We start from the raw sequence: 14,298 nt of genomic DNA, 5'->3' as shown, positions 1-14,298 counted from the left end.
CTTAGCTCCCCAGAAAATCGAGCACGAGGTGATTGAAGGTCACCGGATCCGTGACGTTGCAGGCGTGCCCGCCCCATTGCATTGTCGCGAGGCTAGCGCCGGGCAGGCGCTCGGCGAGTTGCTTCGAGCAGTTGGACGGCACCAGCATGTCGTCTTCCGACGCGAGCAGGAGAATATCTGCCCTCACTTCGCCAGACAGTTCGAAGACCCTGGCTGCACCGATCCGCTTTTCGAGGGTTTCCTTGGAAGGGAAGTGCGCGAGCTGGTGCGCTCCCTCGGCATCCAGCAGAGCGCTGTTCTGCGAAATCCAGTTGGCGGGATAGAGGAAGATCGGCTGGGCGCGGACATAGGCAGCTGCCCCGCTGCCGTGGAGCAACGCGAGGCGCGTCTCGAAGCACCGCGCGAAATGTGGGTCGAGCGTAGCCCAGCCGTTGACGACGACGAGCTTGTCGATCACGGACGATGCCTGGGCCAGGTCCAGACCGATCAGCCCGCCAAGCGCGTGGCCAATGAAATGGGCCTGCGCAATGCCTAGCTCTTCGAGCAAGGCCAACACGTCTTCAGCCATCGTCCGGATCGTTACCGCACCGGGCGGCAGGCCATCGCTGCGGCCGGTCCCGCGATGATCGTAGAGCAGGACCCTATGATCGGCGCTTAGTGCGGGAAGATTGGGCGCCCAATAGCCAGCCAAGCCGCCCATGCCGGGCGACAGAATGACGACCTCGCCATCATCGGGTCCATGCCATTCATACCAGAGCCCGGCTGCCTTGGGCATCAACCGATATGCGCCACGCTGGCGATCTCAACCAGGCAGTCGGGCTTCACCAGATCGCATCTCACGCAATAGCGTGCCGGTTTGGCACCCGGAAAATATTCGGCATAGACCCCGTTGAACGCGGCGTAATCGGCGAGGTCCTTCAGGAAGATGTGGTTCATCGCGACGTCCGCCAGCGTCGCCCCGGCCGCCTCGAGCGTGATCCGGATGACGTCTAGCACATGGCGCGTCTGCGCCGCGGCATCCCCGACATGGAGCACGGCACCACCCTCGCCCAGCGCCAGCACGCCGGAGACGTAAACGGTGTTTCCTGCCCTGGCGCCGGCCGAATAAGGTGCGATCGGGGTCGGGAATTGCGGCGGATTGATCGGTTCGAACGGCATTATGCTACTCCCTGGGGCTCTGGCCGAAGCTGCCGCAGAAATCAGCGACGGTGGAAACCCAGCCGAAGAATTTCTCGACATTGTAGACGGTCGCCTGCTGCATCGAATCGGCGCCGAGATGGTGAGTCGCGTCCTCAAGCATCACACCGAAATATTCGAGGTGGAAACCGTCGCGCAGCGTGGATTCGACGCAGACATTGGTCGCGATGCCGACGAAGACAATGGTTCGGATGCCGCGCGCGCGCAGCGTGCTATCGAGCTGTGAGTTGAAGAAGGCCGAATAGCGCGTCTTGTGCAGGCTGATGTCGCCCGGCTGCGGTTTCAGGCCGTCGACCAGCTCATAATCCCAACTTCCGCGCGCGAGCAGCGTGCCGGCCAGTTCCGGGCGCTTGCGCATCGTCTTCAGCGCATTGGACTTGTGCCAGTTGGGCGATCCCGGCCCACCCGCCTCGACATAATCCTGATCCCATCCATTCTGCAGATAGATCACCTGCACACCGGCGCGCCGCGCGGTATCGAGCACGGTCGCGATCTTGCCGATCGTCCCGGTAGCACCCGAAATGTCGAACCCGGCCTGATCGACATAGCCGCCGGGCGAAGCATAGGCATTCTGCATGTCGATCACGACGACCGCGGTTTCGCGCGGGGAGAGGCGTAGCGCCTCGGGCCGCGCCGGCAGCGTTACCGCATCCGCCGCACTTCCGACCCGAACCGCTTCCCCCTCGTCAGCCACGCATCAACTCCATGAACCAAGCCTCGCAACCTGAACCAGTCGGGTGGCACCCGCAACCCGTGGCCGGCCCGAGCGCCGACCAGCCGACCCAATCCGGGTCACGCCGCGGCGAGCTTGTGATCCTTGAACCGAGCGCGCAGCGCGGTCTTCAACAGCTTGCCGGTCGCGGTATGGGGCAGATCGTCGACGAACAGAATCTCGTCGGGCAGCCACCATTTCGCGACGTGATTGGCCAGGTGCGCGGTGATCTCGTCTGGCGTCACCGGGCTGTCGGGCTTGCGCACGACCAGCAACAGCGGCCGTTCGTCCCATTTGGGGTGATAGATGCCGATCGCAGCCGCCTCCGCTACACCGGGGCAACCAACGGCCGCATTTTCCAGGTCGACCGAGCTGATCCACTCACCGCCGGACTTGATCACATCCTTCGCGCGATCGGTGATCTGCATCGTGCCGTCGGGATGGAGCACGGCGACGTCGCCAGTATCGAACCAGTTCTCGGCATCCACCGCATCGGCATCGGCCTTGAAATAGCGCTTGATGACCCAGGGACCGCGGATCTGGAGACGGCCCGAGCTGAGCCCGTCACGGGGCAGGACCACATCATTATCGTCGACTACCCGCAGCTCGACCCCGAACGGGATCTGGCCCTGTTTCGAGACATGATCGAGCTGCTCGCCAAGGCTCAGTTCATCCCAATGCGCGGGCGGGGCGCCGGCGGTGCCGATGGGCGAGGTCTCGGTCATGCCCCAGAGGTGCTTGACCGTGACGCCCATGTTCATGATCCGCTCGATCATTGCCCGCGGTGCCGCGGATCCTCCGATCGTCACCTGCTGGAGGTGCCGCGGCACTTCCCCGGTCGTGTCCATGTGCTGGAACATCGCGAGCCAGACCGTCGGAACGCCGGCCGAATGCGTCACTTTCTCCGCGTTCATCAGGCGGCACAGGACCGCCGGATCGTTGACGGCCGAATAGACGAATTTCGCGCCCGCCAGCGCGCCGGCGAACGGCAAGCCCCAGGCGGCAGCGTGGAACATCGGCACGACCGGCAACACCACCGAGCGCGACGACAGGTTGAATACCGCCGGCGCAACCTCGGCCATCGCATGGATCAGGGTGGAACGGTGCTCGTAGAGCACGCCCTTGGGATGTCCGGTCGTGCCGCTGGTGTAGCAGAGCATGCACGGCTCGCGTTCCGGCCCCTCGACCCAGCTGTAATCGCCGTCTTCCGGGGCGATCAGCGCCTCGAACCCATCCGGGCCGTCATCGTCGAACATGACAGAATGACGGATGCTGGTCCATTGCGGCTTCAGCCGGTCGACGATCGGCTGGAAAGCCTTGTCGTAGAACAGCACGCGATCTTCGGCATGGTTGGCGATATAGACCAGTTGCTCGTCGAACAGGCGCGGATTGATCGTGTGGATCACTCCGCCCATGCCGATCGCACCATACCAGGCTACCAGATGGCGGCTGTGGTTCATGCCGAGCGTCGCGATCCGCTCGCCGGGCTTGCAGTCCATTTTTTCAAGGGCTTGAGCGAGTTTCCTGGCATCGCGCGCGACGCCTGCCCAGGTCGTCCGCGTCTCGCGCCCGTCAGCCCAGACGCTGACGATCTCTCGCCCGCCATGCTCTCGTTCGGCATGCTCAAGGAGCCGCGGAACCCGTAGCTCGAAATCCTGCATTCCGCCCAGCATCGTCACTCTCCGGTTCAACCGACGAGCGCCAGCCTCGTCTCGGAGGTCTTGAGCGTCACGTCGCTGACATCCTGCAGGTTCTCGATCCGGGCGGCAAGTTCGCCGTCGAGCAGGAAGTCCCGACCGAGCAGCACACGGGCGGAACCGCCGGCTGGCAGTGCCGCGTTGACCCACACTTCGCCGCGCGCGCCGCGCGCCTCGGCCAGCAATGTGCCGAGCGCGGCCATCCCGGCCGGCGTGGACACGCCCAGCTCAAGCACGAACCTCGCCGTATTGGCGAGCGTCTCGAATGGCTGGATCCGCTTTACGGTTACGCGCGGGCTGTCCTCGCCCGGCCGCCGATCGAGCTCGACGGTCACCAGGCCGCAGCCGCCGTTGCGCGCGGCCTCTTCCAGATCGGCGGCGACCATGTCGTCGAAGCAGGTGGCGAAAAACTGGCCCGACGGATCGGACAGAGTCGCCATCAGATAGCGCTTGCCCCGGGCCGATGTCCGCCAACGCGCATCCTCGACCAGCGCCGCCATCATCGCGCCGGAGCGCGTGCCATCGTCGGGGATCGCCAGTTCGCCAAGGGCCGCAAAGCTGCGCGCACCGTGCATTTTCGCCAGATGTGAATGGCGATCGACCGGATGGGCCGAGAAATAGAAGCCGAACGCCTCTTTTTCCTGCTCCATGCGCTGCGCGAGCGTCCAGCGCGCCGAGAGCGGGAGCTTGATCGGCGGTTCGACGGCATCGGCGGTGCCGAACAGCCCGCCCTGCCCGCTGGCGCGCATATCGTGCACGCGGGCGGCGGTGGCCAGGATCGTCTCGGCAGTGGCGAAGATTCCGGCGCGGTTCTGGTCGATCGAATCGAACGCGCCCGCCGCCGCCAGCGTCTCCAGCTGGCGTTTGTTGAGGAGGCGCGGATCGACGCGGCGGGCAAGATCGTCGAGCGTATCGAAAGGACCGTTTTCCTCGCGCTCGGCAACGAGCTTCTCCATCGCCCCTTCGCCGACGCTCTTCAGCGCAGCGAGCGCATAGCGCACGGCAAGGCCGTCCGGCGTGCTTTCGACCGAGAATTCGGCTTCGCTGGCGTTGATATCGGGCGCCAGGCAGGCGACGCCCATCCGGCGCATATCGTCGGCAAAGATGCCGAGCTTGTCGGTCAGCGTCATGTCGAAACACATCGAGGCCGCGTAGAATTCCTCGGCGTAATGCGCCTTGAGCCAGGCCGTCTGATAGGCGAGCAGCGCATAGGCCGCAGCGTGCGACTTGTTGAAGCCATAGCCGGCGAACTTGTCGATCAAATCGAACAGTTCGTTCGCCTTGGCCGCCGGGATCTTGTTGACTGCCAGGCAGCCCTCGACGAAGCCCGCGCGCTGGTCGTCCATCTCCTTCTTGATCTTCTTGCCCATCGCGCGGCGCAGCAGATCGGCCTGGCCCAGGCTGTAGCCGGCCAGGATCTGAGCGGCCTGCATCACCTGTTCCTGATAGACGAAGATCCCATAGGTTTCGGACAGGATGCCTTCCAGCAGCGGGTGCGGATAGGTGATGTCCTCGCGCCCGTTCTTGCGCGCCCCGAAGCTCGGGATATTGTCCATCGGGCCTGGCCGATAGAGCGAGACGAGCGCGATAATGTCGCCGAAATTGGACGGGCGCACCGCCGACAGCGTGCGCCGCATGCCCTCCGATTCCAGCTGGAACACGCCGACCGTGTCACCCTTCTGGAGCAGTTTATAGACGCCCTCATCTTCCCATTCGAGCGCATCGAGATCGACGATGATATTCCTGTTCGCGAGCAGCTGAACCGCCTTCTTCAGAACGGAAAGTGTCTTCAGGCCGAGAAAATCGAACTTAACCAGGCCGGCGCCCTCGACATATTTCATGTCGAATTGCGTAACCGGCATATCGGAGCGGGGATCGCGATAGAGCGGGACCAGCTCGGCCAGCGGGCGATCGCCGATCACCACGCCAGCGGCGTGCGTGGAGCTGTGCCGCGGCAGGCCTTCCAGCTTCATCGCGAGATCGAGCAGATGTCTGACCCCGCTATCGCCCTTATATTCGGCACGCAGCTCCGATACGCCGTTCATCGCGCGCTCGAGCGTCCAGGGATCGGTCGGGTGGTTAGGGATCAGCTTGGCGAGGCGATCGACCTGGCCATAGCTCATCTGCAGCACGCGGCCGGTGTCCTTGAGCACCGCGCGTGCCTTCAGCTTTCCAAAGGTAATGATCTGCGCGACCTGGTCGCGGCCATATTTCTCCTGGACGTAGCGGATCACCTCGCCGCGGCGGGTTTCGCAGAAATCGATGTCGAAATCCGGCATCGACACGCGTTCCGGATTGAGGAAGCGTTCGAACAGCAGGCCGAGCTTCATCGGATCGAGATCAGTGATGGTCAGCGACCAGGCGACCACCGAGCCGGCGCCCGATCCGCGGCCCGGGCCGACCGGGATGTCGTGATCCTTCGCCCATTTGATGAAATCGGCGACGATCAGGAAATAGCCGGGAAAGCCCATCTGGATGATGACGTCGAGCTCGAATTCGAGCCGGTCGCGATAGGCCTGGCGCCAGTCTGCCTCCTTGTCTCCATCCCGACCCGACTGAGCAGGGTCGCTCGCACGCGGAAGCGGCGTGGAAGACGCCGACAATTCCTCGATCCGCTTTAGCCGCTTTTCCAGCCCGGCCCGGGCATCGACGCGCAGCGCCTCGGCCTCGGCAGTCGGATCACCGGCCAGGCTAGGCAGGATCGGCTTGCGGTACGGCGCCATCACCGCGCAGCGCTGCGCCACCACCAGGGTGTTGGTGATCGCCTCGGGCAGGTCGGCGAACAGCAGGCGCATGTCCTTGGCCGGCTTCATCCAGGCGTCGGGCGAGCTGCGCGTACGATCGGTGCTGGCGATATAGGTCGAATGGGCGATGCACAGCATCGCATCATGCGCATCGCCGAAATCCTCATCGGCGTAGCAGCAGGGATTGGTCGCGACGATCGGCAGATCGCGGGCATAAGCGAGATCGAGCAGCCCGGCCTCGGCCTTGCCCTCGGTTTCGTCGAGCCGGCGGACCAGCTCGATGTAGAGCCGGTCGCGAAACAGCGACTGCAGCCGGTCGGCATAAGCCATGGCGCGTTCGGTCTGCCCCTCGGCGAGCAGCCGGGTCAGGCCGCCCTCCCCGCCAGCGGTCAGCGCGATCAGCCCGTCGGTCCTGCCTTCAAGCGCCGCGAAATCGACATGCGGCAGCAATTCGAGCGGCCGATCGAGATGCGCGCGCGACACCAGATGGCAGAGATTCTGATAGCCGGTCTCGTCCTGGGCATAGAGAGCGAGCCAGTCGAGCGGCGCCTCAACGCCGTCCGGCATGTCCGGCCGGGCAAGCCCGAGCATGGCGCCGATGATCGGCTGCACGCCGGCCGACTTGCACGCATCGGAATAGGCCATGGCCGCGTAGAGGCCGTTGCGGTCTGTGAGCGCAGCGGCGGGAAAACCCAGCTCCTGGGCTCGCTTCGCGATCGCCTTGGGCTCGATCGCGCCATCGAGCATCGTATAGGACGAAAAGATACGCAGGGGCACGAACGCGGAATGCGGCATGGGGTGACTATGGGTCTCTTGGGCGATTTTGGGAAGCGCCCGCGTTAAACAAAACGGGCGCAGCAGCAAGCCCGCAGGCGCTGAATCAGACTGACGGTCAAGCCAGCCCGGCGCGCAAACGAGAGATATGGGACACTGCATTGTCCCATATCTCCTGATCGAGTCCCCGCCTCGATATCGTCGTATTACTTGATGTTATCAGGGTGAATGTGGCGATGACCGAGCACCGGCACGTCGAAGGGCATCGCACCGCATCAGCCAGATAAAGCGCTAAACCGTAAGAATGCTTGCGTTCATTGTCACGACAATGTAAATCATTGTCATGACATTAACCATCCACAAAGAGGGTGATCGAGTGGCGCCCTGGCATTTGCGGCTTTCGCAAGTGCTGGAGGCCGATCTCGAGCGGAGAATGGCCGCCCGGGGCGCCAGCGCAGCTCAATTCCGCTTGCTTGCGGCACTGGCGCGGCGTGATGCCGACACCGTGCGCGGTCTCGCAACGCTCCTGCGGCTCGATGGCGCGGCGGTGACCCGGCTCGCCGATCGTTTGCAAGTCAAAGGGCTGATAGCGCGAAAGCCGGATCCGACCGATGCGCGCTCCGTGCGACTGCTCCTGACGGACGAAGGCGAAGCGCTGGTGCCGCTACTCGATGCCGAAGCCAATGCGCATGAGCGCGCCTGGTACGGCTCGCTCAGTTTTTCGGAGCTGCGCCAGTACAAGATGACGCTGGCCAAGCTGCTTGACCGGGCGGGAATAGCACCTGAACCGGTATGGCTACGGCGGGATATCGGCGCGCGATAATAGCGTCGAAAGGAAGTGCCTACCCGAGAAGTTTCTCGATATCGGCCTCGATATCCTCGGGTTTGGTCGTCGGCGCATAGCGCTCGACCGTCTTGCCACTGCGATCGACGAGGAATTTGGTGAAATTCCATTTGATCGAAGTCGAGCCGAGCAAGCCCGGCGCTTCCTTCTTCAACTGCTCGAACAGAGGATCGGCAGCTGATCCGTTGACGTCGACCTTGGCGAAAACCGGGAAGGTCACGTCATAGGTGAGCGTGCAGAAATTGGCGATCTCGGCAGCGTCGCCGGGTTCCTGCGCACCGAACTGGTTGCACGGGAAGCCCAGCACCTCGAAACCGCGATCCTTGTATTTGCGATGCAGCGCCTCAAGCCCTTCATATTGCGGGGTAAAGCCGCATTTGGACGCGGTATTGACGATCAGAAGCACCTGGCCGGCATAAGCCGAGAGATCGACGGGCGTGCCGTCGGCTGTCTTCACGCTCAGTTCGGTGATTGCCGTCATGTCCTACTCCTCATTTCACCTATCTCGAAACGACCCGGTGGCTAGGCCAGCTTGCCCTCGTGCAGTCGAACGACCCGATCCATCTTGAGCGCCATCCGCTCGTTATGAGTCGCGACCAGCGCGGCCGAGCCCTCGTCGCGGACGAGGCGGAGGAACTCCGCCAGCACCACGTCGGCGGTCGCCTCGTCGAGATTGCCGGTCGGTTCGTCAGCCAGCACCAGCGCCGGCTTGTTGGCCAGCGCGCGCGCCACCGCAACGCGCTGCTGCTCGCCGCCCGAAAGCTGGCTGGGGCGGTGCGTGAGCCGGTGGCCCAGGCCGAGTGCAGTCAGCAGCGACTGAGCGCGCTCATCGGCTTCGGCGCGGCTGCGGTCGCGGATCAGCTGGGGCAGCACGACATTCTCGGTTGCGTTGAAATCGGGCAGCAGGTGATGGAACTGATAGACGAAGCCGAGATAGTCGCGACGCACCATCGTGCGGCCGTGCGCGTCGAGCCGAGCGGCTTCCTCGCCGGCGATGCGGATCGATCCGCCGAACCCGCCTTCGAGCAGCCCGACCGCCTGGAGCAGGGTCGACTTGCCCGAGCCGGACGGCCCGAGCAGCGCGACGATCTCCCCCTCCCCAACTGTCAGATCGACGCCGCGCAGGACCTCGATCGTCACATCGCCCTGGACGAAGCTGCGGGTCAGGCCGGAAACGTCGAGAACGGGATTATTCATAGCGCAACACCTGCACTGGATCGGTGCTCGCCGCCTTGAAGGCGGGATAGAGCGTCGCGAGGAAAGTCAGCAGGAACGCGATCAGCGTGATCGCGATAATCTCGAACGGATCGGGCTGGGACGGCAGGATCGTCAAATAGCGGATCGTCGGATCCCACAAATTCTGGCCGCTGACCCACTGGACGAAATCGACCACGTCCTGGCGGAAGACCAGGAAGGTGAAACCGAGTACCAGTCCCGCGAGGATTCCCAGGGTGCCGATCGTCGTGCCCACGGTCATGAAGATGCGGATCATGCCGACCCGGCTGGCACCCATGGTGCGCAGGATAGCGATATCGCGCGTCTTTGCGCGCACCAGCATGATCAGCGAGGACGCGATGTTGAACGCGGCGACCAGGATGATGATGCACAGCACGCAGAACATCACCACCCGCTCGATCGCCAGCGCCTCGAACAATTGCGCGTTCATCTGCCGCCAGTCGGCGATGACCGCCCTGCCCCCGACCTTCTCGCCGAGCGGCGCGAGGATTTGCCCGACGCGATCGGCATCAACCGTCTGCAGTTCGATCATGCCGACCGAATCGCCCATCATCAGCAACGTCTGTGCGTCCTGCATCGGCATGACGACATAAGCCTTGTCGTAATCATAGACGCCGATCTCGAAGATCGCGCCGACCTTGTAGGAGACAATGCGCGGCACCGTGCCGAACGGCGTGGTCTGGCCTTGCGGGCTGATAAGGGAGATTTCGCTGCCGACCTGCGCGCCCAACGCCTCGGCCAGGCGCGAGCCGATCGCGATCTCGCTGCTGCCGTCGGTGAGGCTGGTGAGCGAACCCATCACCACCTTCGAGCTGATGATCGGATTGCGCCGGATATCCTCGACTCGCATGCCGCGCACCAGCACTGCCTCGACCCGGCCATTATAGCTGGTCATCAGCGGCTGCTCGATCAGCGGCGTGGCGCTCGTCACGCCCGGGGTCGCGCGGGCCTGGTCGACCACACGGCGCCAGTCAGGCAGCTGCCCGCCGATGCCCTGGACCACGGCATGGCCGTTCAGCCCCACGATCTTGTCGAACAGCTCAGCCCGGAACCCGTTCATGACGCTCATCACGATCACCAGGGCAGCGACGCCGAGCATCACCGCGCCCAGGCTGAAGCCGGCGACGAGCAGAATGAACGCCTCGCCCTTGCCCGGCAGCAGATAGCGGCGGGCGATCATGCGTTCGTAGCGCGACAGGATCATGATGGTGGGGGCAGCCCGTTCGTGAAGTGGTCAGGCTGATCTAGGGAAGCCGTGCGCCGCTGGCAACCAAGGCTGCCTGTTGCGCAATCGCCACAGGGGCGCCGCAATCCGTTCGGGCTCGCCACATTCCCGGTGACAAAGCCGGGCACCACACCTAGCGTCTCATCACTGACACACAGGCAAAAGGCCGTGGTTCGGGGAATGCTTTCAGCGCCGCCTGTCAAGGCACGGCAGCGAAAGCGGGACAAGGGGGCTGACGAGCGATCGTCACGCAGGCGCCCGGGCTGGAAACGGTCCGGGCGTTTGCTTTTCCCACTTTGAAAACAATCCGATCTTACCAACGGCCACGGCCTAGTCCGTCCTCGACATCGCGATCCCGCATCAGAAAATGCGCCGATTCCCCTCTTGAACCGGTCACGGGACATCCCAGATTTGGAGCACGCGGCGCCATTCGGGCCGCGTGAAACCGGGTGTCGCGCTCTGGCGGACGCTCATGACGACCATCTCGCTTTGCATTGAGGAGACATCACATGCGTCAGTTCGATTTGACCCCCTTCCGCCGCTCGACCATCGGCTTCGACCGGCTGTTCGACATGCTCGAAGCCAGCGCGCGCCAGTCGGCTGCGGACAATTACCCGCCCTTCAACCTCGAGCGCATCGCCGAAGACCGCTATCGCATCACGCTGGCGGTTGCCGGTTTCGGCCGCGACGAGATCGAGATCACCGCGCAGCAGAATCTGCTGCAGGTGAAGGGCAACAAGGCCGAAAAGGAAGGCGCCTCCGGTGCGTTCCTGCATCTCGGCATCGCCAATCGCAGCTTCGAGCGTCGTTTCGAGCTCGCCGATTTCGTCCGCGTGGACGATGCGCGGCTCAATGACGGCTTGCTGACCATCGAGCTGGTCCGCGAAGTGCCCGAGGCAATGAAGCCAAAAACCATCGCCATCAAGACCGGCGCTCCCCTCGCCGCGATCGAAGGCGGCAAGGAGAGCGAGGCGGCCTGACACCGCATCGTTCGCGCGTTAATTAAAAGAGGCGTCCGGGCCAGTGGCCCGGACGCCTCTTTTATGAACGCGATGGAACCATTGATCCAGATTAACGTTAACCGCGCCATAGGGCTTGTTTAGCCCGGGGGATTTCGATGAGCGTGCGGGTCGAATTTGCAGAGTCACTGGTAGATAAAGCACTGGTAGCGCTCACATGCGACAGCGATCAGCTGAGCGAAGCGCTCGACGCCCTTCCCGTTGCGATTTACGTAACGGATCCCCGCGGGGCAATCACGCATTATAATCGTGCCTGTATTGCTCTTGCCGGGCGCACGCCCGACCTCAAGCATGATCGCTGGTGCGTGACCTGGCGCCTCTACACTTCTGCCGGCGCACCCTTGCCTCATGCCGAATGCCCGATGGCGGTCGCGCTGCGTGAACAGCGCTCGATCCGCCAGGTCGAAGCAATCGCCGAACGTCCCGACGGCACGCGGATTCAGCTGATGCCCTTTCCGACCCCCTATTTTAACGCCGACGGCAGTCTGGCGGGTGCGATCAACCTGCTGCTCGACGTGACCGAAGAGCGCCAGATCGATACGCTGCGCGCGCAGGCAGCGCGGTGCCGCCGGTTGGCCACGGGGATCGACGATCGTCGTGCGTTCGAAGCGCTCACCAGGATGGCCGTCGAATATGACGCACAGGCAGACCTGATCGCCACCCCGCACTGACCCGAACTGCGCAGCCGCCATTTACCCGGACCGAGGACCTCGGCCCGGCGCGCATCAGACCAGTCGGCTCTGCCGGACGGCCGCTTCAATGAAGCTGGCGAACAAGGGGTGCGGATCGAACGGCTTCGACTTCAGCTCCGGATGGAACTGCACGCCGACGAACCAGGGATGATCCGGCCGCTCGACGATCTCGGGTAGCATGCCATCCGGCGACATGCCCGAAAACACCAGCCCGCCCTTTTCGAGCGCATCGCGATACCCGGTATTGACCTCATAGCGATGCCGGTGCCGCTCCGAAATATCGGTGCCGCCATAGATCGAGGCGACAACGCTGTTGCCGGTAAGCTTCGCCTCATAGGCGCCGAGCCGCATCGTGCCGCCCAGATCGCCACCCGCCTCGCGCTTTTCGATGCCCGCGCCCGTCATCCATTCAGTGATCATGCCCACCACCGGCTCGTCGGTCGGGCCGAATTCGGTCGAGCTGGCATTCTCGATACCAGCGAGATCGCGCGCGCCTTCGATACACGCCATCTGCATGCCGAAGCAGATGCCGAAATAGGGAATTTCGCGTTCGCGGGCGAAGCGGACGCTGGCGATCTTGCCCTCCGCACCGCGTTCGCCGAACGCGCCGGGTACCAGGATCGCGTGCAGCGGCTCGAGCTTGGTCGCGATGTCGCTATCGGCGCCCTCGAAGAGCTCAGCGTCGATCCACTCGATGTTGACCTTGACCTTGTTGGCGATGCCGCCGTGCACCAGCGCCTCGTTGAGCGACTTGTACGCATCCTGCAGGCCGACATATTTGCCGACCACGCCGACCGTTACTTCACCCTCGGGATTGGTCAGGCGGTCGACGATATCGGCCCAGCGCGACAGATCCGGCGCGGGGCCTGGTTCGATGTCGAAGGCGCGCAGCACTTCGGCGTCCAGACCCTCGGCATGATACTGCATCGGCACGGCGTAGATGCTCTTCGCATCGAGCGCCGGGATCACGGCTTCCTTGCGGACGTTGCAGAACAGCGCGATCTTGGCGCGGTCGCTCTCCGGCAGCGGTTGCTCGCAGCGGCAGACCAGCACGTCCGGCTGGACACCCAGCGCCGCGAGTTCGCGCACCGAATGCTGAGTCGGCTTGGTCTTCAGCTCGCCGGCAGCCGCGATATACGGCACCAGCGTGACATGGATGCTGACCGACTGGCCACGGCCGAGATCGTTGCGGAGTTGTCGGATCGCCTCGATGAACGGGAGCGATTCGATGTCGCCGACCGTGCCACCGATCTCGCACAGCACGAAATCGAGATCTTCGGTCTGGTTTTGTGCGAATTCCTTGATCGCGTCAGTCACGTGCGGGATCACCTGCACGGTCGCGCCGAGATAATCGCCGCGGCGTTCCCGCGTGATGATCTGCTGATAGATGCGGCCTGAGGTGACATTGTCCGACTGGCGCGACGCGACGCCGGTGAAGCGTTCGTAATGGCCGAGATCGAGGTCAGTCTCCGCCCCGTCGTCCGTCACATAGACTTCGCCGTGCTGATAGGGCGACATCGTGCCGGGATCGACGTTGAGATAGGGATCGAACTTGCGGATACGCACGCGATATCCGCGTGCCTGGAGGAGGGCCGCGAGGCTCGCCGCCATCAAACCCTTGCCGAGCGAGGAGACCACGCCGCCGGTGATAAAGATAAACCGCGCCATGGGAGAAAAGGCCTAGCGTCATCGGGGGCCGCACGACAAGCGCGCGACTCCACGTCCATTACAAAAAAGTGGCGAAGTGCGCCCGCTTATTGAGCGAGCGGGACTGCGCTGTTACCGGCAGGGGCGCCCGGTGCGGGCGCGGTCGTCGTCGGCTGCGCCGGGGTGGGCGGCGGCAATGTGCCGGCGGCCGGGGGCGTGCGCGCCAGGGTCGGATCGATCTTGGCCGTGTTGTGGCCCATCGAAGCCAGCACCGCGAGGAAGATGGCGAGGCCGACGAACAGCGTCGCCAGCACAGAGGTTGCGCGCGTCAGGAAATCAGCCGCGCCACGAGCCGACATCAGGCCCGAGGGGCTGCCGCCCATGCCAAGCCCGCCGCCTTCCGAGCGCTGCATCAGGATCACGGTCACCAGGCTGGCGGCGATGATCGCGTGGAGGACGAGAAGGAACTTGAACATGGGTGAGCGCAACCTGTGGCTTGGGAAGGCGGGCA

Annotated in this window: 13 protein-coding genes; 3 read left to right on the top strand and 10 right to left on the bottom strand. The window is 63.9% G+C overall.

Annotated elements, in window-relative coordinates:
- Position 1: 1 nt before the first annotated feature.
- The 5 genes from rutD to dnaE form a co-directional block, all read right to left on the bottom strand.
- A complete protein-coding gene (gene rutD / locus U1769_RS17075; RefSeq protein WP_332718361.1) occupies positions 2–775 on the bottom strand; it encodes a pyrimidine utilization protein D in 774 nt (257 codons plus the stop codon).
- Positions 775–1,158, bottom strand: coding sequence for a pyrimidine utilization protein C (gene rutC, locus U1769_RS17070; RefSeq protein ID WP_332718359.1), 384 nt, complete (start codon positions 1,156–1,158; stop codon positions 775–777). Before rutC ends, rutD begins: the two co-directional genes overlap by 1 nt.
- A gap of 4 nt (positions 1,159–1,162) precedes the next feature.
- Positions 1,163–1,891 (bottom strand): pyrimidine utilization protein B, encoded by a 729-nt coding sequence (gene rutB, locus U1769_RS17065; protein WP_332718357.1) that lies wholly within the window; start codon positions 1,889–1,891, stop codon positions 1,163–1,165.
- Between the two features lie 98 nt (positions 1,892–1,989).
- Positions 1,990–3,582 carry a long-chain fatty acid--CoA ligase gene (locus U1769_RS17060; RefSeq protein ID WP_332718355.1) on the bottom strand — a complete coding sequence of 531 codons (1,593 nt, stop codon included), beginning with the start codon at positions 3,580–3,582 and terminating at the stop codon, positions 1,990–1,992.
- A gap of 14 nt (positions 3,583–3,596) precedes the next feature.
- The gene (gene dnaE, locus U1769_RS17055) at positions 3,597–7,145 is read right to left on the bottom strand and encodes a DNA polymerase III subunit alpha (RefSeq protein ID WP_332718353.1); all 3,549 of its coding nucleotides are present in this window, start codon (positions 7,143–7,145) and stop codon (positions 3,597–3,599) included.
- A gap of 322 nt (positions 7,146–7,467) precedes the next feature.
- On the opposite strand from dnaE, the gene U1769_RS17050 reads away from it, so the two are divergent.
- On the top strand, positions 7,468–7,947 hold the full coding sequence (locus U1769_RS17050; protein WP_332718350.1) for a MarR family winged helix-turn-helix transcriptional regulator: 480 nt from the start codon (positions 7,468–7,470) through the stop codon (positions 7,945–7,947).
- 19 nt (positions 7,948–7,966) lie between these two features.
- Here the strand turns inward: U1769_RS17050 and U1769_RS17045 are convergent, their stop codons facing one another.
- The 3 genes from U1769_RS17045 to U1769_RS17035 are packed head-to-tail and all read right to left on the bottom strand — an operon-like array spanning position 7,967 to position 10,408.
- Complete coding sequence (locus tag U1769_RS17045; RefSeq protein ID WP_332718348.1) at positions 7,967–8,449, bottom strand: glutathione peroxidase; 483 nt, start codon at positions 8,447–8,449, stop codon at positions 7,967–7,969.
- Positions 8,450–8,490: 41 nt separating this feature from the next.
- Positions 8,491–9,165: an ABC transporter ATP-binding protein gene (locus U1769_RS17040; RefSeq protein ID WP_332718346.1), complete on the bottom strand. Its 675-nt coding sequence runs from the start codon at positions 9,163–9,165 to the stop codon at positions 8,491–8,493.
- The gene (locus tag U1769_RS17035; protein WP_332718344.1) at positions 9,158–10,408 is read right to left on the bottom strand and encodes a lipoprotein-releasing ABC transporter permease subunit; all 1,251 of its coding nucleotides are present in this window, start codon (positions 10,406–10,408) and stop codon (positions 9,158–9,160) included. The genes U1769_RS17040 and U1769_RS17035 overlap by 8 nt, the downstream gene beginning before the upstream one ends.
- A 530-nt stretch (positions 10,409–10,938) precedes the next feature.
- Here U1769_RS17035 and U1769_RS17030 point away from each other — a divergent pair.
- The gene (locus U1769_RS17030; protein WP_332718342.1) at positions 10,939–11,409 is read left to right on the top strand and encodes an Hsp20 family protein; all 471 of its coding nucleotides are present in this window, start codon (positions 10,939–10,941) and stop codon (positions 11,407–11,409) included.
- A gap of 137 nt (positions 11,410–11,546) precedes the next feature.
- Positions 11,547–12,119 (top strand): PAS domain-containing protein, encoded by a 573-nt coding sequence (locus U1769_RS17025; RefSeq protein WP_332718340.1) that lies wholly within the window; start codon positions 11,547–11,549, stop codon positions 12,117–12,119.
- Between the two features lie 54 nt (positions 12,120–12,173).
- On the opposite strand, the gene pyrG is transcribed toward U1769_RS17025, so the two are convergent.
- Positions 12,174–13,808 carry a CTP synthase gene (pyrG, locus tag U1769_RS17020; RefSeq protein ID WP_332718338.1) on the bottom strand — a complete coding sequence of 545 codons (1,635 nt, stop codon included), beginning with the start codon at positions 13,806–13,808 and terminating at the stop codon, positions 12,174–12,176.
- Positions 13,809–13,894: 86 nt separating this feature from the next.
- Positions 13,895–14,263, bottom strand: coding sequence for a preprotein translocase subunit SecG (secG, locus tag U1769_RS17015; RefSeq protein ID WP_332718336.1), 369 nt, complete (start codon positions 14,261–14,263; stop codon positions 13,895–13,897).
- Positions 14,264–14,298 lie beyond the last annotated feature (35 nt).

Origin of the sequence: Parasphingomonas zepuensis, from assembly GCF_036663735.1 — a bacterium.
Classification (GTDB): domain Bacteria; phylum Pseudomonadota; class Alphaproteobacteria; order Sphingomonadales; family Sphingomonadaceae; genus Sphingomonas.
Note: the sequence above shows the minus strand (reverse complement) of the source record. Positions and strands in the feature narration are given on the sequence as shown.

What these genes read in the sequence shown, in the direction of transcription:
- rutD (WP_332718361.1), bottom strand. Translation starts at nt 775, where the DNA reads ATGCCCAAGGCAGCCGGGCTCTGGTATGAATGGCATGGACCCGATGAT.
- rutC (WP_332718359.1), bottom strand. Translation starts at nt 1,158, where the DNA reads ATGCCGTTCGAACCGATCAATCCGCCGCAATTCCCGACCCCGATCGCA.
- U1769_RS17060 (WP_332718355.1), bottom strand. Translation starts at nt 3,582, where the DNA reads ATGCTGGGCGGAATGCAGGATTTCGAGCTACGGGTTCCGCGGCTCCTT.
- dnaE (WP_332718353.1), bottom strand. Translation starts at nt 7,145, where the DNA reads ATGCCGCATTCCGCGTTCGTGCCCCTGCGTATCTTTTCGTCCTATACG.
- U1769_RS17050 (WP_332718350.1), top strand. Translation starts at nt 7,468, where the DNA reads ATGACATTAACCATCCACAAAGAGGGTGATCGAGTGGCGCCCTGGCAT.
- U1769_RS17045 (WP_332718348.1), bottom strand. Translation starts at nt 8,449, where the DNA reads ATGACGGCAATCACCGAACTGAGCGTGAAGACAGCCGACGGCACGCCC.
- U1769_RS17040 (WP_332718346.1), bottom strand. Translation starts at nt 9,165, where the DNA reads ATGAATAATCCCGTTCTCGACGTTTCCGGCCTGACCCGCAGCTTCGTC.
- U1769_RS17035 (WP_332718344.1), bottom strand. Translation starts at nt 10,408, where the DNA reads ATGATCCTGTCGCGCTACGAACGCATGATCGCCCGCCGCTATCTGCTG.
- U1769_RS17030 (WP_332718342.1), top strand. Translation starts at nt 10,939, where the DNA reads ATGCGTCAGTTCGATTTGACCCCCTTCCGCCGCTCGACCATCGGCTTC.
- U1769_RS17025 (WP_332718340.1), top strand. Translation starts at nt 11,547, where the DNA reads ATGAGCGTGCGGGTCGAATTTGCAGAGTCACTGGTAGATAAAGCACTG.
- pyrG (WP_332718338.1), bottom strand. Translation starts at nt 13,808, where the DNA reads ATGGCGCGGTTTATCTTTATCACCGGCGGCGTGGTCTCCTCGCTCGGC.
- secG (WP_332718336.1), bottom strand. Translation starts at nt 14,263, where the DNA reads ATGTTCAAGTTCCTTCTCGTCCTCCACGCGATCATCGCCGCCAGCCTG.